The sequence below is a fragment of the uncultured Salinicola sp. genome, assembly GCF_937921195.1.
Lineage (GTDB): Bacteria > Pseudomonadota > Gammaproteobacteria > Pseudomonadales > Halomonadaceae > Salinicola.
Genome location: NZ_CALFQK010000207.1, coordinates 1 through 19,172, shown reverse-complemented (window position 1 = coordinate 19,172; position 19,172 = coordinate 1). Strand labels below are relative to the sequence as shown.

Annotated in this window: 15 protein-coding genes; 10 read left to right on the top strand and 5 right to left on the bottom strand. The window is 62.5% G+C overall.

What is annotated here, in order from left to right:
- Positions 1 to 23 precede the first annotated feature (23 nt).
- The 4 genes from Q0602_RS23925 to Q0602_RS23910 form a co-directional block, all read right to left on the bottom strand.
- The gene (locus Q0602_RS23925) at positions 24 to 1,610 is read right to left on the bottom strand and encodes an ABC transporter substrate-binding protein (RefSeq protein WP_298848627.1); all 1,587 of its coding nucleotides are present in this window, start codon (positions 1,608 to 1,610) and stop codon (positions 24 to 26) included.
- A gap of 251 nt (positions 1,611 to 1,861) precedes the next feature.
- Positions 1,862 to 2,950, bottom strand: coding sequence for a glycoside hydrolase family 88 protein (locus tag Q0602_RS23920; protein ID WP_295037796.1), 1,089 nt, complete (start codon positions 2,948 to 2,950; stop codon positions 1,862 to 1,864).
- A gap of 133 nt (positions 2,951 to 3,083) precedes the next feature.
- The gene (locus Q0602_RS23915; RefSeq protein ID WP_298848624.1) at positions 3,084 to 4,055 is read right to left on the bottom strand and encodes a TRAP transporter substrate-binding protein; all 972 of its coding nucleotides are present in this window, start codon (positions 4,053 to 4,055) and stop codon (positions 3,084 to 3,086) included.
- A gap of 117 nt (positions 4,056 to 4,172) precedes the next feature.
- Positions 4,173 to 5,207 carry a LacI family DNA-binding transcriptional regulator gene (locus Q0602_RS23910; RefSeq protein WP_298848620.1) on the bottom strand — a complete coding sequence of 345 codons (1,035 nt, stop codon included), beginning with the start codon at positions 5,205 to 5,207 and terminating at the stop codon, positions 4,173 to 4,175.
- 165 nt (positions 5,208 to 5,372) lie between these two features.
- Between Q0602_RS23910 and Q0602_RS23905 the strand changes: the two genes are divergently transcribed.
- From Q0602_RS23905 to Q0602_RS23880, 6 genes are all read left to right on the top strand, one after another.
- Positions 5,373 to 5,879, top strand: a complete 507-nt coding sequence (locus tag Q0602_RS23905) for a TRAP transporter small permease (protein ID WP_298848618.1) — start codon at positions 5,373 to 5,375, stop codon at positions 5,877 to 5,879.
- Positions 5,880 to 5,901: 22 nt separating this feature from the next.
- The gene (locus Q0602_RS23900; RefSeq protein ID WP_367277010.1) at positions 5,902 to 7,203 is read left to right on the top strand and encodes a TRAP transporter large permease; all 1,302 of its coding nucleotides are present in this window, start codon (positions 5,902 to 5,904) and stop codon (positions 7,201 to 7,203) included.
- Between the two features lie 56 nt (positions 7,204 to 7,259).
- Positions 7,260 to 8,000 carry a 2-dehydro-3-deoxy-D-gluconate 5-dehydrogenase KduD gene (kduD, locus tag Q0602_RS23895; RefSeq protein ID WP_298848614.1) on the top strand — a complete coding sequence of 247 codons (741 nt, stop codon included), beginning with the start codon at positions 7,260 to 7,262 and terminating at the stop codon, positions 7,998 to 8,000.
- A 34-nt stretch (positions 8,001 to 8,034) separates the two neighbouring features.
- On the top strand, positions 8,035 to 8,871 hold the full coding sequence (gene kduI / locus Q0602_RS23890; RefSeq protein WP_298848612.1) for a 5-dehydro-4-deoxy-D-glucuronate isomerase: 837 nt from the start codon (positions 8,035 to 8,037) through the stop codon (positions 8,869 to 8,871).
- On the top strand, positions 8,871 to 11,330 hold the full coding sequence (locus tag Q0602_RS23885; protein ID WP_298848610.1) for a hypothetical protein: 2,460 nt from the start codon (positions 8,871 to 8,873) through the stop codon (positions 11,328 to 11,330). The genes kduI and Q0602_RS23885 overlap by 1 nt, the downstream gene beginning before the upstream one ends.
- A gap of 125 nt (positions 11,331 to 11,455) precedes the next feature.
- Entirely contained in the window at positions 11,456 to 12,949 is a 1,494-nt protein-coding gene (locus Q0602_RS23880; protein WP_298848608.1) for a carbohydrate porin, read from the top strand.
- A gap of 127 nt (positions 12,950 to 13,076) precedes the next feature.
- Here Q0602_RS23880 and Q0602_RS23875 read toward each other — a convergent pair whose 3' ends face one another.
- Complete coding sequence (locus Q0602_RS23875; protein WP_298848606.1) at positions 13,077 to 13,952, bottom strand: glycine betaine ABC transporter substrate-binding protein; 876 nt, start codon at positions 13,950 to 13,952, stop codon at positions 13,077 to 13,079.
- A gap of 366 nt (positions 13,953 to 14,318) precedes the next feature.
- On the opposite strand from Q0602_RS23875, the gene glpD reads away from it, so the two are divergent.
- From glpD to Q0602_RS23855, 4 genes are all read left to right on the top strand, one after another.
- Positions 14,319 to 15,833, top strand: a complete 1,515-nt coding sequence (glpD, locus tag Q0602_RS23870; RefSeq protein ID WP_298848604.1) for a glycerol-3-phosphate dehydrogenase — start codon at positions 14,319 to 14,321, stop codon at positions 15,831 to 15,833.
- A 100-nt stretch (positions 15,834 to 15,933) separates the two neighbouring features.
- Positions 15,934 to 16,662, top strand: coding sequence for an MIP/aquaporin family protein (locus tag Q0602_RS23865; RefSeq protein WP_295035634.1), 729 nt, complete (start codon positions 15,934 to 15,936; stop codon positions 16,660 to 16,662).
- 71 nt (positions 16,663 to 16,733) lie between these two features.
- Complete coding sequence (gene glpK / locus Q0602_RS23860; protein ID WP_295035632.1) at positions 16,734 to 18,242, top strand: glycerol kinase GlpK; 1,509 nt, start codon at positions 16,734 to 16,736, stop codon at positions 18,240 to 18,242.
- Between the two features lie 386 nt (positions 18,243 to 18,628).
- The coding region (locus Q0602_RS23855) for an OsmC family protein (RefSeq protein ID WP_298848696.1) at positions 18,629 to 19,172 on the top strand (544 nt) is incomplete at its 3' end.

Below are 19,172 nucleotides of genomic sequence, written 5' to 3'. Positions count from 1 at the left end.
CCCGCGTCTTCGCTAGGAGAGAATCACTCGATGTCGACGCCTTCGAAGCTATGGCCGCCGAGCGGATCGATCTTGTAGCCGGTCACTTCCTTGCGCAGCGGCATGAAGACCGTGGAATGGGCCAGGGTGTCCCAAGGTGCCTGCTCCTTGAAGATCTCCTGGGCCTGCTCGTAGAGCTTGGCGCGCTCTTCCTGACTATCCAGGGTGCGAGCTTTCTGGATCAGATCGTCGAACGGCTTGTAGCACCACTGCGAGCGGTTGGCGCCGCCGACACCGTCACAGCCGAGCAGCACGCCCAGGAAGTTGTCCGGGTCGCCGTTGTCGCCGGTCCAGCCGAGGATGACCGCACCGTCACGCTTGGTGTCCGACGAGCGCTTCAGGTACTCGCCCCACTCGTAGGTGACGATCTGCGCGTCGACGCCGACCTTGGACAGATCCGACTGCATCAGCTCGGCGGTGCGTCGCGCGTTGGGCATGTACGGACGCTGGACCGGCATCGCCCAGATGTTCATCTTCAGGTTCTCGACCCCCGCGTCCTCGAGCATCTGCTTGGCTTTGTCGGGATCGTACTGATCGTCCTGGATGGCGTCGTTGTAGCCCCACATGGACGGCGGAATCGGATTCTTGGCCACCTGGCCGGCACCCTGGAACACCGCATCGATGATCGCCTGCTTGTTGATCGCCATGTTCAGTGCCTTGCGCACTTCCGGCTTGTCGAACGGCGCCATCTGGGTGTTGTAGGCCAGATAAGCCACGTTCAGACCGGCCTCCTCGAGCACGTTGATGTCGTCGTTCTGCTGCATCTCCTCGACATCGGACGGGTTCGGGAACGGCATCACCTGGCACTCTCCGGCCATCAGCTTCTGATAGCGCACCTGGGCATCGGAGGTGATCGCGAAGACCAGGTTGTCGATCGGCTGCTTGCCGCGGAAATAGTCCGGGTTGGCCTGGTAGCGAATGGCCGCGTCTTCACGATAGTTGACGAACTGGAACGGACCGGTACCGATCGGCTGCTGGTTGGCTAGCTCCGGCTTGCCCTCGTCGAGCAGCTGCTGCTCGTACTCCTTGGAGTGGATCGAGGCGAAATCCATCGCCAGGTTGGCCACGAACGGCGCGTTGGGCTGAGTGAGCACGAACTTCACGGTGTGATCGTCGACCTTCTCGATCGACTTGATCAGCTCGCCCATCGACATCGAGTTGAAGTATTCGAAACTGCCGTTGGCCAGCTTGTAGTATGGATTGTTCTCGTCCATCTGACGCTCGAACGTCCAGATGACGTCGTCCGCGTCGAGCATGCGGCTCGGGGTGAAGTAGTCGGTGGTCTGGAACTTGACGTCGTCGCGCAGATGGAAGGTCACTTCCAGGCCGTCATCCGACACGTCCCAGCTCTCAGCGATGGCCGGCTCGACTTCGGTGGTACCCGGCTTGAACTGGACCAGGCGGTTGTAGATCGTCTTGCTCGACGCATCGAAGGTGGTGCCAGCGGTGTAGAGCGAGGGATCGAACCCCTCCGGCGAGCCTTCGGAGCAGTAGACCAGCGTCTTGGCCATGACCGGGGTCGCGCCCAGCATCATGGCGGCGATGCCAGCCGCAAGCAGCGTCTTCTTCATTATCCATCTCCTGCACAGCTATCGCTGTTCTTGTGATATCGGCTTGTGGCCGCTTGTCGTTGTGATGCCGGCCTGTCAGACAGCCGGCAATCGGCACAGACTAGAGCGTGAAGCAGCGTTTAATCAATTGTCCAATAGCGTGAGAAGGGGTGGTTGCAGCGAGGGGGCATTCAGTCTAGGAGGCTGTGATGGCCGTATGGGACAGGCCTGCGCAACGTCAGGCCAGCTTCATCGATGTCGCTGAGAAAGACTCAGTGCTGGAGCGCCTCCACCAGGCACAGCAGTGACATCGACTGCCCGTAGGCGGTGGGATGGATCGGGATGTCCCGGTAGAACTGCAGCGTGTTTCCCATCCGCGTACCGTAGGAGACGTTGGCAACCGTGCCGTCTTCCTCGATGTTGTCGATCACCGCCTGCAGCGCCAATCTGCCGGCACGCTCCCAACGTTCGTCGCCGTAACCGAGACGCGCCCCTTTCAGGAAGGCGTAGCCGAACGCCGCCGTGGCGGAGATCTCTTCGTAGGAGATCTCATCGTCGACCAGCGTTCGCCAAGCGCCGTTGGGGCACTGGTAGTCGAGCAGGGTTTCCATCTGGGCACGCAGTACCCAGCCGAAATAACGCTCGAGCGATGGTGTCAGGTCGGCGGTTTCGAGGAAATCCAGCAGGCCGGCGGAAATCCACGAGTTGCCCCGCGCCCAGCGGGCCCGCGCAAAGTTGTGATGGCCGTCGAACGTCCAGCCGTGGAACCACAGGCCGGTTTCGCGCTCGCTCAAGTAGTGGGTGTGTACCAGGAACTGAAGGCAGGCCTCTTCGGAGAGCTCCGGACGGTCGGCGGCCCGGCCATAGTTGGCCAGGAAAAGCGCAACCATGAACAGGGTGTCGTCCCAGAGCTCGTCGTCGTTGATCTTGTCCGAGACATTGTGCTGAAACCCGCCGCAGCGTGTGCGTGGCATCTCCGCCATCAACCGCTCGGCCCAACTGGCGAGGGCCTCCTCCCAGCGGGGATCGCCGGTTTCCGACCACAGGATCGACAGGGCCAGCATCGGCGCGGTGGTATTGACATTGAGGGGAGGCAGTTCGGAGGACAACTGGGCCTCGTACCAGTTCTCCAGCAGCTTTTTCGCCTCTTCATCATGGGTATGCTGCCAGAGCCTGGCGATCCCGTAGAGTCCGACGCCCTGGGGCCACTCCCAACTGTTGAAACTGACGTAATCGCCCGCGGTGCCATCGAGATTGGGTTCGTGAAAGCGACCGTCGTGGCGCAGTTCGGTCAGCCCTCTGATGACAAGCGCGATATGACGTTTCAGTCCATCTTTCGAAATTTCTGGCAGAGCGCTCATGAAACAACCATCCATGTAACCGGGAACACTTTGAGCGGAACGAGGGTGAGCAAGCCGCTTGACGCGACGCCTTCACGATCCACGGGATCAAGGCGCATGCATCGCTAGACAACGCACTCACGTCGGGGAGAGTTCAATCCGAAACGATCTGTTCCAGCAGGGGGCCGACGATGTCGTCTCGACGATACTCATCGATAAGCGGCTGAACGGCGCGACGAAACGGCTCCTGGTCAGGCCGGTTGACCTCCACCCCCATCTCGCGGGCATCGGCAAGGGCTTTCCGCACCGCTTCGTCCCATAGCCCGCGATAGGCCTCCGTGGCGTGGGCGGCCGCCTCGCGGACGATCTCCTGCTGCTCGTCCGTCATCTTCTCCATGGCACGGTTGGAGATCACCAGAAAGTCGGGAATACGCTGGTGCTGATCGAGGGAGTAGTATTTCGCTACTTCACCGTGGCGGCCGATGGTCAGGGCGGTGGGATTGTTTTCGGCACCATCGATCACGCCCGACTGTAGCGCGGTGTAGACCTCCCCGTAGGGAAGCGGCGTCGGCGTCCCCCCCATCAGTTCCACCATGCGGATCGAGGTATTGGAGTTGATCACCCGAAGCTTGAGCCCCTGCAGATCCTGGGGCGTCTCGATCGGCTTGGAGATGGTGTAAAAAGAGCGGGCACCGCTATCGAAAAAGGTCAGTCCCTGAAAACCATCGTCCTTTGTCGCCTGGTAAACGGTCGAGGCGACAGGCCCCCTCATTTTTGCGTAGAAATCGTCTTCATCCTCGAAAATATAGGGGAGAGAAAAGACGCGAAAAACGGGATCGAAGTTTTCCAGACTTGCCGCGCTGACGCGGGTGATATCAACGGCACCATTCTGAAGTTGCTCGAGGACTTCCCGTTCGGAGCCCAACACGCCATTGACGAAAAGACGGATCGACACCTCGCCATCCGTTTTTTCACGGACTTCATCGGCGAACCGTTGAAGCACGACGCTGCTCGGATGATCCTTTGACAACGCGTTGGCCAGCCTCATTCTTACATCGGCATTAGCGCTGGCGATACTCAGAGTTACCACCGAAAATGCGGTGACAACCGTTGTAGATAATTTCATGGTTTTCTCCCGTCTATCCATCCGCAGCCGCGATCGTTTATCGCAACGCTTCCGCAGGGTTCGGATCGATTCTGCCCGGGATGAAAACCAATATCTATATGAAAAAAATTTTCATAACTAGGACTTTAGTCCCGATGAGGAGCGCACTACGAGTTCGCAGGCGAGCTCGACACGACGGGCAATGAAACTTTCATCGAGCACATGTTCGCGCATCAGATTGACCGCGGCCTGACCGATACTGTTCATGGGAACGTGTACCGACGTCAGCGCGGGTGCCAGGAATTCGCCCTGGGGGAGTCCGTCGATACCGACCACCGAGACATCCTGCGGGACCCGCAGTCCGCGGGCGCGGAGTTCCAGCACCACGCCGATGGCGAGGCTGTCGCCGGCGCACAGCACGGCGGTGAAATCGTCGCCCCGATCGAGCCTTGCCGCGATTCCCGCCCTCGCCGCTTCCGGCGTCCACTCCTCGACCTCGACTATGAGGTCGTCCCGATCTGCCTGCACCTCGACGGGCAGCGATTCGAGCCAGCCTTCGCGGCGCCGCTCGATGGTGCGACGGCCCGGGTTGGTGCAGAACAGAATGCGCTGATGCCCCAGGTCGACGAGATACTGGGTGGCGGCCGCCGCCGCTGCGCGATTGTGCGGCGCCACGCTGGAGAGCTGCATCAACGGGTCGTCGCCATTGACCAGTACGATGGGCTTGGCCAGCGTTCGCGCCTGCGCCAGCACGACTTCGTCGTCCACCGCCAGGAACAGCAGCCCGGCCACTTCCTTCGATGCTTCGGCCTCTTTCAGCAGCGCCAGTTCGCTCTGGCGATCCGGCGCGCTCTGCATCTCGAGTTCCATGTCCAGCAGCTTGGCCTGCGCCTTGATCCCGTAGAGCACATGGGTCGTGAACTGGTTGCGCTGGTAGTCCACCATCGCTCTCGCGCTGGCCAGTACCACGATACGCTGACCAGCCAGCGTACTGGGTTGTTGGTAATTCAGCTCCCGCGCGGTGGCGAGAATGCGCTCGCGCAGGTCGGCCCGCACCCCCGGCGTCCCCGATAGCGCTCGCGACGCGGTGCTGATCGAAACGTTGCAGTGAGCCGCCACATCGGCAAGCTTCAGCCGCCTTCCCTTTTTCTTCATCGCATTGCCCTTTCGCATTGCCCTTTCGCGGATCCGATAGTTATGACTATCGTATAAGTAATGAAATTTTTTTTCATATTGCAAAATTAAGTTTCGATATTCAATCTTTAAATACCGACCCATTAATCATCATTCAGAAAACGGCACGCTTCTATTTCCGTGGTTCGGTCCCGGAGTGATCTTATGCTTTCGTTCAAGAGATGGCTGGAAAGAGTTCTTCTGGTTTTGATGGCGATGATGTTGATCGCCATGGTCTGCCTGATGCTCTGGCAGGTGACGACAAGATATCTGCTGGGCGTTCCCGCCCTCTATACCGAGGAGACCCTGCGCTTTCTGATGATATGGATGGCGCTGACAGGTGCGGCCTACTGCTTTGGCACCAACAGGCACCTGGCTCTGGACCTGATTCCTTCACTGCTGCCGGAAAAGGCCGGACGTGTTCTTTATCTCATCAACTCTGTTGTCGTGCTGGTTTTTGCAGGATTCGTCCTGTTGTTGGGCGGGTGGAAAGCCAGCCTATCGGCGCTGACCCAGATGTCGCCAATCATGCAGATTCCGATGGGGTACGCCTATTCAATCCTGCCGATATCGGCAGTGATCATCTTCATCCTCCAGATCCTGAATGTCTTTCTGATCATGACGGGCCGCCTGCGCTTGCCTTACGCCAAATCCGGCGTCGGGGGGCTCTGACATGATTGCCTACATGAACTTCATGGCAGATCCGCTCAACGCCGCGTTCGTCCTGTTCGGTATCTTCTTCCTGCTGCTTTTCATGGGCTCGCCGATAGCGGTGGCGATCGTCTCCTCCTCGCTGCTGGTGGGTATCGCCTATCTGCCTCCGGAAACCGCGCTTTTCATCTCGACGCAGAAGATGTTTTCCGGGCTGGACAGCTTCACGCTGCTGGCCATTCCTTTCTTCATTCTGGCCGGCGACATCATGAACAAGGGCGGTATCGCCATTCGCCTGATCGATCTGGCCCGTCTGGTAGGCGGGCGACTGCCGGGCTCCCTGGCCCATACCAACGTGATCGCCAACATGCTCTTTGGCGCGATTTCCGGCTCGTCGATCGCCGCCGCAGCGGCGGTGGGCGGCACCATGGGGCCACTGCAGCGCAAGGAGGGCTACGCGCCCGACTACGCCGCCGCCGTCAATATCGCCTCCGCTCCCACCGGCATTCTGATTCCCCCCAGCGGTCCACTGATTCTGTTTTCGCTGGTCTCCGGTGGGACCTCGATCTCGGCACTGTTCATTGCCGGCTATATCCCGGGCATGCTGATGGGCCTGACCGTCATGATCGTGGCGGGCATCATCGCCAGGAAGCGCGGCTACCGGAGCAGCGTTCGCAGCACGCCCGGCGAAGCGCTGCAGATCGTTCTTCGCGCCTTGCCGGCACTGGGAATGATCGTGGTGATCATCGGCGGTATCGTCATCGGCGTCTTCACCGCGACCGAGGCGGCGGCGGTCGCCGTGCTCTACGCGTTGATCCTCTCGCTGGCCTACCGCATGACCACGCCCCGGGAATACCTGCGCATCTTCTGCCGCTCGGCGATCCTGACCGCCTCCATCCTGTTTCTCATCGCCTCTTCGGGGGTCATGTCCTACGTCATGACGATAGCAGGCATCCCCGACATGATTGCCGATACGATTCTGCAGTTCGACAACCTGATCGTGGTCTTTCTGATCATGAACCTGTGCCTTCTGGTCATCGGCTTTTTCATCGACCTGACCCCGGCCGTACTGATCTTCACGCCCATCTTTCTGCCCATCGCCCAGCAGATGGGCATGGATCCGGTGCAGTTCGGCATCATGCTGATCTTCAATCTCGGGGTCGGCTCGATGACACCACCGGTCGGCAGCGTGCTGTTCGTCGGCTGCTCGATCGCCGGACTGCGTATCGACCAGGTCGTGAAACCGATTCTGCCGTTCTTTTTTGCGCTGGTGATCGCCCTGCTGATGGTCACCTACATCCCCTGGCTGTCGCTGGGGCTGCCGCACCTCTTCGGGCTGATGTAATCCGCGGGAACGACAGCCCGATCCATTGGAAAGACTGACGAATCAGAGGAGTTCCCATGTCACGATTTTCACTCACGGGACGCGTGGCGCTGGTGACCGGTGCCAACACCGGCATCGGCCGCGCCATCGCCATCGCCATCGCCGAGGCGGGTGCCAGCGTCATCTGCGCCGGGCGTCGTTCGACGCAGGAGACCGTGGACGCCATCACGGCGAAGGGTGGCACCGCCGAAGTCATGGCCATCGACTTCGCCGACCCCATGGCGGCGAGGGATCTTTTTCAGTCCCGCCTTATCGACGTGCTGGTCAACAACGCCGGCATGATTCGCCGCGCCGACGCCGTCGACTTCACCGAAGCGGACTGGGACGACGTGATCGACGTCAATCTCAAGGCGCTCTTCTTCACCTCCCAGGCGTTCGCCAAAGCGCTGCTGGCGCGTGGGGCCACGGGCAAGATCGTCAATATCGCGTCCCTTCTCAGTTTCCAGGGCGGTATTCGCGTGGCCTCCTACACCGCCTCCAAGCACGGCGTGGCGGGGCTGACCAAGCTGCTCGCCAACGAGTGGGCGGCCTCCGGCATCAACGTCAACGCTGTCGCGCCGGGCTATATCGCCACCAACAACACCGAAGCGCTGCGCAACGACCCCGAGCGCTCGGAGGCGATCCTCGCGCGTATTCCCGCCGGCCGCTGGGGCGAGCCCCGCGATATCGCCGACAGCGCCGTCTTTCTGGCGTCGCCGGCCGCCGACTACATCCACGGCACCGTATTGAACGTGGACGGCGGCTGGCTGGCGCGCTGAGTCCTTTCTCTTCCATCCCTCAGGGAGCAACACCATGAGCATGACCACACGCTACGGCGCCGGCCCCAACCAGATCGACGCCATGGATACCACCGCACTACGTGACACCTTCATGGTCGAGGGGCTTTTCACCCCCGGTGAGATCGCCTTCACCTATACCCATCTGGACCGGATGATCGTCGGCGGCGCCGTGCCTCTTCAGTCTCCGCTGACCTTCGGCGACGGCAGCGAGGTGGGTACGCCGTTCTTTTTCGATGCGCGCGAGATGGGCATTGCCAACCTGGGCCAGCCGGGCTGGATCGAGATCGACGGGGAGCGCCAAGCGCTGGCCAACCGCGATGTGCTCTACGTCGGCCGCGGGGCGAAGGAGATCACCCTGGGCAGCGACGAGGCCGACGCACCGGCCCGCTTCTATATGAACTCGGTGCCCGCCGGCGCGGACATCCCTCATCGCCTGATTCCCAAATCGGAAGCGAAGGTCATCACCATGGGCGACGCGGCCAGAAGCAACGTGCGCTCGCTGGCGATGTACGTGCACCCCAAGGTGGCGCCCTCGTGCCTGCTGCTGATGGGGATCACCGACCCGGCCCCCGGTTCGCTGTGGAACACCATGCCGCCGCACCTGCACGAGCGCCGCATGGAGGCCTACTGCTACTTCGATCTGGCCGCCGAGGATCGCGTCATGCACTTCATGGGGCGCCCCGACAACACTCGCCACCTGGTGGTGGCCAACGGCGACGTGGTGCTGTCGCCGGCCTGGTCGATCCACATGGGCGCCGGCACCGGCCCCTACGCCTTCGTCTGGGGCATGACCGGGGAAAACCAGGCCTACGAAGACGTCGATCCCGTTGCCATCGAGAGCCTGCGCTGATGAACCTGCGAGTTGGTGAACCGTTGACCTACTGGCAGGTACTGCCGCTGGTGGAGGCGGCCTACGACGTGGCCGACACCACCATGGAGGGCGAGATGGATTCCACCTTCTTCCTGACCAAGGAGAAGAACTGGATTCCGCACACCTACCCCTGCCGTACCGCCTATATCGCCGAACGTCGCGATCGACCGCTCGAGCCGCAGCCGCTGCCAGACTGGCGCGCGGCCCGCAACGTGCTGCCCATGGGCTCACCGTGGCTGGACCTGTCGGGATTCTGGTTCCGCCCGACGCGCATCCGCGGCTGGGCACGGACCGCCATACGGGCCGAGCGTTCCGGCAAGGCACGCCTGCGCGCGGGAATCTGCGGCGCGGCACGCCTTTACGTCAATGGCGAAAGCGCCGGCTGGCTGTCGCCGGCGACCCGCAACGCCATGGACGAGACCGAGTTCGAGGCCGAATTGCAGGCCGGCGATAACGACATCGTCTTCCAGTTCGAGGATCTCTGCGAACGCGACGCGGTGATTCGCCTCTCGCTGGTCTGGCTCGACGGCCCCGATGCCCAGGTCGGCTACCCCTTCACGGCCGACCCCGAGACGGTGCGCGAGGTCGAGCGCGCCCTGGAGGCCATGCACCTCGATCGCACCGTCTACGACGGCGAGGCGATCGAACTGGTCTGCCCCCGGCCGTTCACACGGTCCGTGACGGCCAGGGTGGAGGTCGCCGGGCATTTCATGTCCCATGGCCGCCAGCGATATCAGCTCGAGATCCCCGCCGGCGCGCAGCGGGCACCTCTCTGCGAGTCCCGTGAACTGCCCGCCGACTACCGCTATTTCGATATCACGTTCGACCACGATGGCTTCGTCACCGACCTGCGACTGGGGGCGGAGATCACCCGGCGTACCGCGCTGGGCGCGCCCGCCGCGGAGCTGCACGACCGCATCGACGAGACGCTGGCCTGGATCGCCGCCAACGCCGAGTCGGATACCGAACGCGCCCTGGCCTGCCTTGACGAGGGCAGCGAGGCGATGCGCGCCACTGCCGAAAGGATCATCGAGGCGGAGCTGCCGGCCATCGAGCAGTGTTACGACTGCGCCGATTTCTCGCTGGTACCGCTGCTGTGGGCGCGAATCCAACACGGGCACCGGCTGGCGCCGGCACTGGTGGCACGCATCGATGCCGCCATCCTCGACTACCGCTACTGGATGGACGAACCGGGCAACGACGTGCAGTGGTACTTCTCCGAGAACCACGCCCTGCTCTTCCACACCGCCTGCTACCTGGCCGGCCATCTGCACCCGCAAGCGCGCTTCCGGCGCTCGGGGCGCACCGGCGCCGAGCAGCGCGAGACGGGGCGCCAAAGGCTGATGGCGTGGTTCGACCATTTCGAGAAGGCGGAAATGGCCGAGTTCAACTCAGCGCCCTACTTCCCGATCGACCTCAAGGGCTTCACCGCGATTTTCGCCCTCGGCCCCGACGACGATCTGCGCCAGCGGGCGGCGCGGGCCATCGAGCGGCTGGCCACGATCGTCGCCAACTCGGCGCATCAGGGCGTTCTCACCGGCGCCCAGGGGCGCAGCTACCAGCACTCACTGTGTGTCGCCGACACCCTGGAACTGACCGGGCTGGCGCGTCTGCTGTGGCGCACCGGCAGCTTCGGCGCCCATGTCCACTGCCTGGCGCAGCTGGCGCTGTGCCTGCGAGATCATGGCCTGCACTTGCCCGAGACGCTCGAGCAGCGCGCCTGCTGGCAGACCGACCAGGGCCAGGAGTGGTCCTATCAGCAGGGCGAGAACGGCTTTGCCCGGCTCTACCACTACAAGACCCGCGACACTGCCATGGGCAGCGCCGCCCGCTACCGCTGGTTCGAATGGGGGTATCAGGAAACCCTGCTGCAGGCCCGGGTTGGCCGCGAGCCCCACGCCCAGATCTGGATCAACCACCCGGGCGAACGGGTAAAGGCGGGCTTTGGTCGACCCTCGTTCTGGGGCGGCTCGGCCAGCATCCCGCGCGTCCAGCAGTACCGCCAGTTGGCGCTGATGATGTTCGACGGCGACGAGGCCCAGCCCGATTTCACCCACTGCTGGTTCCCCACTCCGGCGTTCGACGAGTGGCGACTCGATGAGCGCGGCGCCGTGGCGCGTTCGGGGCACGGCGTGCTGGCGTTGACCACCAGCGCCCCCCCGACGTTGATGACGCGCGGCGCCTCGGCCCATCACGAGCTACGCGTTGCCGGGCAGCGCAGCTGGTGGGTCGTGCGGCTGGGACGCGGATCCTCGGCGGAAGCGTTCCTCGCGCGTTATCAACTCACCCCCGTGCGCGAGCAGCAAGCCTGGGTCGTCGAAGACCCGGAGTATGGCCGCGTGCTGTTCCATGACGACGGCCGGGTGGAGGCCGAAGGGCGCCTCATTGATCCCGACGCGTTCACCCTGGCGGGCCAGCGCGAAAGGCTCGCCGACTAGCCCGGATTCAACCCCCTGAAGTCCGCTTCTCGAGGGAGGGGAGAGCATCGGCTCTCCCCTTCCGGGGAGCACTCATGCCCGAAAACCAATAACAACGGCTCACCCAAGGTACGAAGGATACTAGAATGAAAAACTCCTCCCGGCTGATTCTCTCCTCCCTGGCCCTGTCCCTGGGCACCAGCACATCGGCCATTGCGGACGATGCCGACCTGGCAGCTCGTCTCGAGGCGCTGGAGGCTCGGGTAGCCGCCGCCGAGCAGCGTGCCCGGGACGCCGAGGCGAACGTGGCGCGACTCGAATCGGAGCGTCGTCCTGACGACAGCAGCGACTATGAAACGCGCCTTGCCGCTCTGGAAAAGGAGGTCGACAGCGGGGACGAGTTCTCCTTCAGCGCCTACGCTCGCTCGGGACTACTGCTGGGTAACGACGGCAAGAGCATCCCCGGCGGCCCTTATGTCACGCCGGCCGGCTCGGTGGGCGGCGCGGTGGGCCGGCTCGGCAATGAGCCGGACACCTACGTCCACGCTCGCTTCAATCATCTGAAAACTTACGAAAACGGCGCCAGGCAGCGGTTCCAGTTCGCCCTCGCCGATTCGGTCACCACCAGCAACGACTGGACCGCCGATGAATCCAGCCTCAATGTCCGCCAGGTGTTCGTCGAGCTTTCCGAGCTGCCCAGCTTCGAGGGCACCGCGTTGGAGAACGCCACGCTCTGGGCCGGCAAGCGCCTGGACCGCAACAACTTCGACGTCCACTGGGTCGACAGCGATGTGGTCAAGCTGGCGGGCGTCGGCGGCGGCGTCTACGACGTCGAGCTGGGCGACGACTGGCGCGGTAACTTCACGCTCTACGGCCGCAGCTTCGACGATTTCAGCGTCGATCCGGAAAACACCGAGATCAGCGCCGACACCGATAGCCTGGTGCTGACCGCCAACAACTATGTCGGCCCCTGGCAGGTCATGCTCAGCGCGCTCTCCGCCAACGACAACGACCAGCGCATCGTCGATGGCAGCGGCACCGCTGCCGACAGCGGCGTGCACGGGATGCTGGCCTACCGCGGCGACAGCTTCTTCGGCCTGGGCGAAGGCACCTTCATGGCCGCGCTGCTGCACGGCGAGGGCCTCGGCGCGGAGGTCAAGCAGATCGGCGCCAACGGCGAGCTGCTCGACGACGCCCGTGCGACACGCCTGGCCGTCTACGGCACCACCTACCTCTCCCCTCACTGGCGCATCGCACCGTCGCTGCTGGCCGAGGTCAGCAAGGATCGTTTCGTCCATGACGACGACTACTTCTGGGCCTCTTTCAACACCCGTCTTGCCAACGAGATCACCGAAAACTTCGAGATGCAGTATGAAGCCAGTTACCAGACCATGGATCTCGACCCCCAGGGCTACAAGGGACGCCAGAAGGTACAGGGCAGTTTCGGCAAGTTGACCGTCGCTCCGACCTTCAAGCCATTCGTGGGCGGCTTCTTCCAGCGTCCGGAACTTCGCGTCTTCGCGTCCTATATCACCTGGGACGACGAACTCAATGACTTCGCCAGCGACGACGCCTTCGGCGAAAAGGGTTATGCCGGCAGTCAGTGGAGCTTTGGAATGCAGGCGGAGACCTGGTTCTAGAAACGCGCCCGCTATCGGCTCAGAGAGCGGTGGGTGGATAACCATTTTCCAGCACCGGTAGCGTTCTGTACCCCGCGAGGCTCGTCACACAGCCTCGCGAGTCAAGATACCCGCCAATGCCGCCAGCTCAGCCAGCCTCTTCGCCAGCGGCCAGCCATTCATCGACCTGGTCCCGATTCTCTTCGAGCCAGGTCCGCGCTCCAGCCACCGGGTCGCCTCGAGATTCGATCTCCGACATCAACGTGCCGAGGCTTTGGTCGCTCATGTGCCAGGCATCGAGCACCGCGGTCAGCCAGGGGTCGTCCTCGGCGAAGCCCTGACGCGAGAACCAGTAGATGGTGTCGCCATCACCGTAGATATTCTCGGGATCCTCGAGATACTTGAGATCATAGTCGGCAAACGCCCAGTGCGGATTCCACAGCGTCACCACGATCGGCTCTTCATTCTTGTAGGCGCTGTCGAGCGCGGACATCATCGCCGGCTCCGAGCTGTTGACCTGCGCCAGCGGCAGATCGTAGGTCTCGATGGCCGCGTCGGTCATGCCGGCAATGGCGGAACCCGGATCGATACCCAGGATCGTGGGACTCCCCTGATACTCGAACTCGTCAGCGTGTTTCGCCAGCTCCGGAATGGTGTCGATATCGACGTAGCTCGGCACGACCAGCCCCAGCCCGGTCTTGTCGTACCAGGCAGCGTGAACCTCGAGCGTGTCCTTGTAGGGTGCGAGAAATTCCTTGTCGGTATGCGGCAGCCATATCTCCAGCGACAGATCGATATCATCGGCGGCCATCCCCGCGTAAAGCGCGCTCTTGCCGACGGCCGACAACTCGACGTCGTAGCCGTGATTCTCCAGCACCAGCTTCCACAGGTTGGCGACGGCGACGTTCTCCGCCCAATTGTTGGTGCCGATGGTCAGTGTCTTCTCCTGCGCGAAGGCGTGAACCGGTGAGAGGGACATCGCAGTGAAAACCGTGGCTGCCAGCGGGCAAAGCATCTTTCTCATAACGGAGACTCTCTGTTTTTTATGTCATTCGAGAAAAAATCGTTATGAGTATCGCTCAAAGCGCACGCGTTTTCAGCTACGGATCTGAGCTTTAGCACCCGGCTGGCCCTCGAATTCCAGAGAGAGGCCCCGCCTCACACGGGCCATGTTCTGATACGAATAGCGAATATTCACAAATATCGATTTAATTTTTCACTGATGAACATTTCCACCAGAGAATTAACATTACGTACCCGTTTGATTTTTAATTAAATTTTCCAAAACCAACCACAGAAGAGTCTAAACACTACGACTTTCTGCTTAGTTCATCAGGTTCAATTTCGCGCCACAATGATCTCAAGTGAACATCAATGAGCAGATCCGAACATGGCCAACGAAAGCTACGATCTGATTGTCATCGGCGGCGGCATCAACGGCGCCGGCATCGCCCGGGATGCCGTGGGCCGCGGTCTTTCGGTACTGCTGGTGGAGGCCGATGACCTGGCCAGCCATACCTCCTCGGCTTCCACCAAGCTGATCCACGGCGGCCTGCGCTATCTGGAGCAGTACGAGTTCAAGCTGGTGGCCAAGGCACTCGCCGAGCGCGAGATACTGCTCAAGGCCGCGCCGCACATCATCTGGCCGATGCGTTTCATCCTGCCCCATCAGAAGCATCTGCGGCCGGCCTGGATGATCCGAATCGGCCTGTTCATGTATGACCACCTGGGCGGACGACAGACGCTGGCTGGCTCACAAGGCGTCAAGTTCGCCGATCATGCAGCCGGTATTCCGCTCAAGCCCGAGTTCACCAAGGGCTTCGCCTACTCGGATGCCTGGGTTCAGGATGCCCGCTTGGTGGTGCTCAACTGCATGGATGCGGCCAGCCGCGGCGCGCGGGTCATGACGCGTACCCGTGCAACGGCTGCGGTGCGCCATGCCGACGGCTGGCAGGTAATGCTCGAGACGACCGACGGCGCGACGACCGAGGCGCATTCGCGCGGACTGGTCAACGCAGCCGGCCCCTGGGCGGCGCGCTTCCTGGACGATATCGCCTCCCAGGATCACCCGTATTCGCTGCGCCTGATCAAGGGCAGCCATATCGTGGTGAACCAGCTGTTCGACCACGACTACGCCTACATCTTCCAGCAGCCGGACGGGCGCATCGTCTTCGCGATTCCCTACGAACACGATTTCACGCTGATCGGCACGACCGATGTCGAGCATGAGGGCGAGCCGGACAGGATCGCCATCGAGGAGGACGAGATTCGCTATCTCTGCGACGCCGCCAATCGCTATTTCGAGCAGCCGATCGGTCCCGACGATGTCGTCTGGAGCTATTCCGGCGTACGCCCCCTGCTCGACGATCGCGAGGACAACGCCAGCGAAATCACCCGCGATTACCGCATCCAGCTCGATCTCTCCGGCGGCGCCCCGCTGCTCAACGTCTTCGGCGGCAAGCTGACGACCTATCGGCGCCTGGCCGAGGACGCCGTCGACAAGCTGGCTCCTGAGCTGGGTAACCGTGAACCCGCCTGGACCGGCAAGGGTCATCCACTGCCCGGCGGCGAGAACGCCAACCCCCGGGAGCTGGTCGAGTCGCTGCAGGCCAGCCACGCCTTCATCCCGCCGCGCACGGCCGACCGTTGGGTCTTCAACTACGGCACCCGGGTCATGAAACTCCTCGGCGAGGCACAAAGCCTTGCCGATCTCGGCGAACACTTCGGCGCCGATCTCTATGCCGCCGAAGTCGATTACCTGCGCCAACACGAATGGGCCCGGACCGCGGATGACGTCCTCTGGCGACGATCCAAGCTCGGTCTGCGGCTCGACGAGAGCGAAAAGCGTCGGCTCGCCGATTACCTGGCCTGCCCGCCTCCGGCAGCGATGCAGGGGGAAACGTAGCCGACGAACGCGCCACGCCTCGACAACCGATCGCAACGTCGTCGTGACGCAGTCATCCGGGCCATGCCGGCCGTAACATCACTCACAGTTAAGGAAGACCATGGGAGTCATAGAAACGATAGTGCTGCATGAGATTGCCGGTACGGCGTGCATGACGCTGCTCGGCTGCGGCGTGGTGGCCAACGTGCTGCTCAAGAAGACCGGCGGTCACAATGGCGGACCGCTGCTGATCTTCTTCGGCTGGGGACTCGCGGTCTATTGCGGGGTGTGGATCGCGTTCGACACCGGCGCCCATCTCAACCCGGCCATCACGCTCGCGCTGTTGCTGGGCCCGGCCACCGAGTATGCGGACGGCATTCCCATCACCCTGGACAATACGCTGGCCTATTTCACGGGCGAGTTCGTGGGTGCCTGGCTGGGAGCCGTGCTCTGCTACCTTTGTTACAAGAAGCAATACGACGACACCGAGGATGCCACCACCATTCTGGCGACGTTCTCGACCATCCCCACGATCCGATCGCGCTTCTGGAACTGCGTGACCGAAGCCATCGGGACATTCGTGCTGGTGTTCGTCATCATCATGTTCGGTCATACACCCAACGGGCTCGGTCCGCTGGCTGTGGCATTGCTGGTGGTCGCCATCGGCGCGTCGCTGGGCGGGCCAACGGGCTACGCGATCAACCCCGCCCGGGATATGGGGCCACGGCTGGCCCATGCCATGTTGCCGATCCGGAGCAAGGGTTCCAACGACTGGAGTTACGCATGGGTTCCGTTCGCGGGCCCGATCATTGGCAGCAGCCTCGCTGCACTCGTCGCAACGGTCTATTGAGCCGCCACGGGCTATTCAGAGACACGTCGACTCCTCATTCAGGACTCACCATTCAGAAGGACAGGTTTCTCATGAGTGACAAGAAGAAGTATGTTCTGGCCATCGATCAAGGCACCACCAGCTCGCGAGCCATGCTGTTCGACCACGACGGCAAGATCGCCGGCGTCGCCCAGCGGGAGTTCGAGCAGATCTTCCCGCGTCCGGGCTGGGTCGAGCACAACCCCCGCGACATCATGACCAGCGTGCTGACCACCCTGACCGAAGTGATCAACAACACCCAGGTCGACGTCGAGGAGATCGCCGGCATCGGCATCACCAATCAGCGTGAGACCACGGTGATCTGGGACAAGCACACCGGCCAGCCGGTCTACAACGCCATCGTCTGGCAATCGCGGCACTCGGCCGAGATCTGCGACGAGCTGCGCGAAGCGGGCCACGCCGACATGGTCCGCGACAAGACCGGCCTGGTGATCGACGCCTATTTCTCAGGCACCAAGATCAAGTGGATCTTCGATAATGTCGACGGCGTCAGGGAGAAGGCCGAGAAAGGCGACCTGCTGTTCGGCACCATGGACTCCTGGCTGATCTGGAACCTGACCGGCGGCGCCGAACACGTCACCGACGTGACCAACGCCTCGCGCACGCTGATGTTCAACATCCGTGAACGCCAATGGGATCCGGAACTGCTCGAGCTGTTCGGCGTGCCGGAATCGATGCTGCCCGAGGTCAAGTCGTCCAGCGAAGTCTACGGTCACGTGCTGCCGAAGTTCTTCTTCGGCACAAAGCTTCCGATCGCGGGCATCGCCGGCGACCAGCAGGCGGCGCTGTTCGGTCAGGCCTGCTTCAAACCCGGCATGGCCAAGAACACCTACGGCACCGGCTGCTTCACGCTGATGAATACCGGCAGCGAGGCCACGACATCGGACAACGGGCTGTTGACGACCATCGCCTGGGAGATCAACGGCGAGGTCGAATACGCCCTGGAGGGGGCCATCTTCGTCGCCGGCTCCGTGGTCCAGTGGCTGCGTGACGGGCTGCGCATGCTCGGCAAGTCATCGGACTCCGAAGCCTACGCCGAGCGCGCCGGAAGCAACGACGGCGTCTATCTGGTACCGGCCTTCACCGGTCTCGGCGCGCCCTACTGGAACTCCAACGTGCGTGGGGCGATGTTCGGCCTGTCGCGGGGCACCAGCAAGGAGCAGTTCATTCGCGCCGCCATCGAATCCATGGCCTATCAGACGGCCGACGTGCTCGAGGCGATGCAATCCGATTCCGGTATCGAACTGACCGAACTGCGCACCGACGGCGGCGCCATCGCCAACAACTTCCTGGCCCAGTTCCAGGCGGACATTCTCAACGTCGACGTACTGCGCAGCGAGATCAGCGAGACCACGGCGCTCGGCGCCGCCTACCTCGCCGGACTGGCACTCGGATTCTGGGAATCCCGCGAGCAGATCTCCGAGCAGTGGGCGATCGAACGCCGCTTCGAACCCATGATGGGTAAAGATCGACGCGACGAGCTGTACGACGGCTGGAAGCGGGCGGTGCAGGCCACCATGGCGTTCCAGGTCGCCTCCTAAGAACGCATTTCCAAACACTTGTGATGATGGGCGTCGGGGGGCAAGGCGAAGCGAGGGTCCCTTGCCATGGATGGCAAGGGTAGCGCCCAGGGAGGGGTTTACAGCGCCCTCGCGAAAGCTTGCCACCGAGAAAGCCCATCCCTTCCACGGTCATGAAAGAAACTTTAAGAGCACCCCGCCGCGCCTCGGATAAGCTCGCACCCTGAAAGACAGCGCCCGAGTCCTCCGAGCCAGGGGACTCGGGCCTTGTCGTGCATCGGCCGAAGACGTCTCCGAGCCAGCAGTCTCCCGATCCCCCCAAGACACCTCGCCTTCAAACCCGGATAATGGCCGCCATTCGCCCGGCCGACGCCCGGGCCACGCCATTCAGCAACCCGGTCCGCCCCATGGAAATCAAGGTCAACTATCTCGACAACCTGCGCCAGGAAGCCAAGTTCGACGACTTCACGGTGATCACCGACCAGCCGATCCGCTACAAGGGCGACGGCTCGGCGCCGGGGCCGTTCGACTACTTCCTCGCCTCCACGGTGCTCTGCGCGGCCTATTTCGTGCGGGTCTACTGCAACGCCCGCGAGATCCCCACCGAGAACATCCGGCTGTCGCAGAACAACATCGTCGACCCGGAGAACCGCTACAACCAGATCTTCCGCATCCAGATCGAGCTGCCGGCGGACATCTCCGACAAGGATCGCACCGGCATTCTGCGCTCCATCGAGCGCTGCTCGGTCAAGCGGGTGATCCAGAACAACCCCGAGTTCCAGATCGAGGCGGTGGAGAACATCGACGAGAACGCCCAGGCGCTGCTGATGGGCGGCTCGCTCGACAAGGACGGCGAGAGCCAGGAGACCTGGATCGAAGGCAAGGACCTGCCGCTGGAGCAGACCATCGCCAACATGACGGGGATCCTCGAGCGTCTCGGCATGAAGATCG

Excerpts from the sequence above, each read along its gene's own strand:
- Q0602_RS23905 (WP_298848618.1), top strand. The coding sequence starts at position 5,373 with ATGCTTTCGTTCAAGAGATGGCTGGAAAGAGTTCTTCTGGTTTTGATG.
- Q0602_RS23920 (WP_295037796.1), bottom strand. The coding sequence starts at position 2,950 with ATGAGCGCTCTGCCAGAAATTTCGAAAGATGGACTGAAACGTCATATC.
- Q0602_RS23900 (WP_367277010.1), top strand. The coding sequence starts at position 5,902 with ATGGCAGATCCGCTCAACGCCGCGTTCGTCCTGTTCGGTATCTTCTTC.
- Q0602_RS23925 (WP_298848627.1), bottom strand. The coding sequence starts at position 1,610 with ATGAAGAAGACGCTGCTTGCGGCTGGCATCGCCGCCATGATGCTGGGC.
- glpK (WP_295035632.1), top strand. The coding sequence starts at position 16,734 with ATGAGTGACAAGAAGAAGTATGTTCTGGCCATCGATCAAGGCACCACC.
- Q0602_RS23875 (WP_298848606.1), bottom strand. The coding sequence starts at position 13,952 with ATGAGAAAGATGCTTTGCCCGCTGGCAGCCACGGTTTTCACTGCGATG.
- kduD (WP_298848614.1), top strand. The coding sequence starts at position 7,260 with ATGTCACGATTTTCACTCACGGGACGCGTGGCGCTGGTGACCGGTGCC.
- Q0602_RS23910 (WP_298848620.1), bottom strand. The coding sequence starts at position 5,207 with ATGCGAAAGGGCAATGCGATGAAGAAAAAGGGAAGGCGGCTGAAGCTT.
- Q0602_RS23865 (WP_295035634.1), top strand. The coding sequence starts at position 15,934 with ATGGGAGTCATAGAAACGATAGTGCTGCATGAGATTGCCGGTACGGCG.
- glpD (WP_298848604.1), top strand. The coding sequence starts at position 14,319 with ATGGCCAACGAAAGCTACGATCTGATTGTCATCGGCGGCGGCATCAAC.
- Q0602_RS23915 (WP_298848624.1), bottom strand. The coding sequence starts at position 4,055 with ATGAAATTATCTACAACGGTTGTCACCGCATTTTCGGTGGTAACTCTG.
- kduI (WP_298848612.1), top strand. The coding sequence starts at position 8,035 with ATGAGCATGACCACACGCTACGGCGCCGGCCCCAACCAGATCGACGCC.
- Q0602_RS23880 (WP_298848608.1), top strand. The coding sequence starts at position 11,456 with ATGAAAAACTCCTCCCGGCTGATTCTCTCCTCCCTGGCCCTGTCCCTG.
- Q0602_RS23885 (WP_298848610.1), top strand. The coding sequence starts at position 8,871 with ATGAACCTGCGAGTTGGTGAACCGTTGACCTACTGGCAGGTACTGCCG.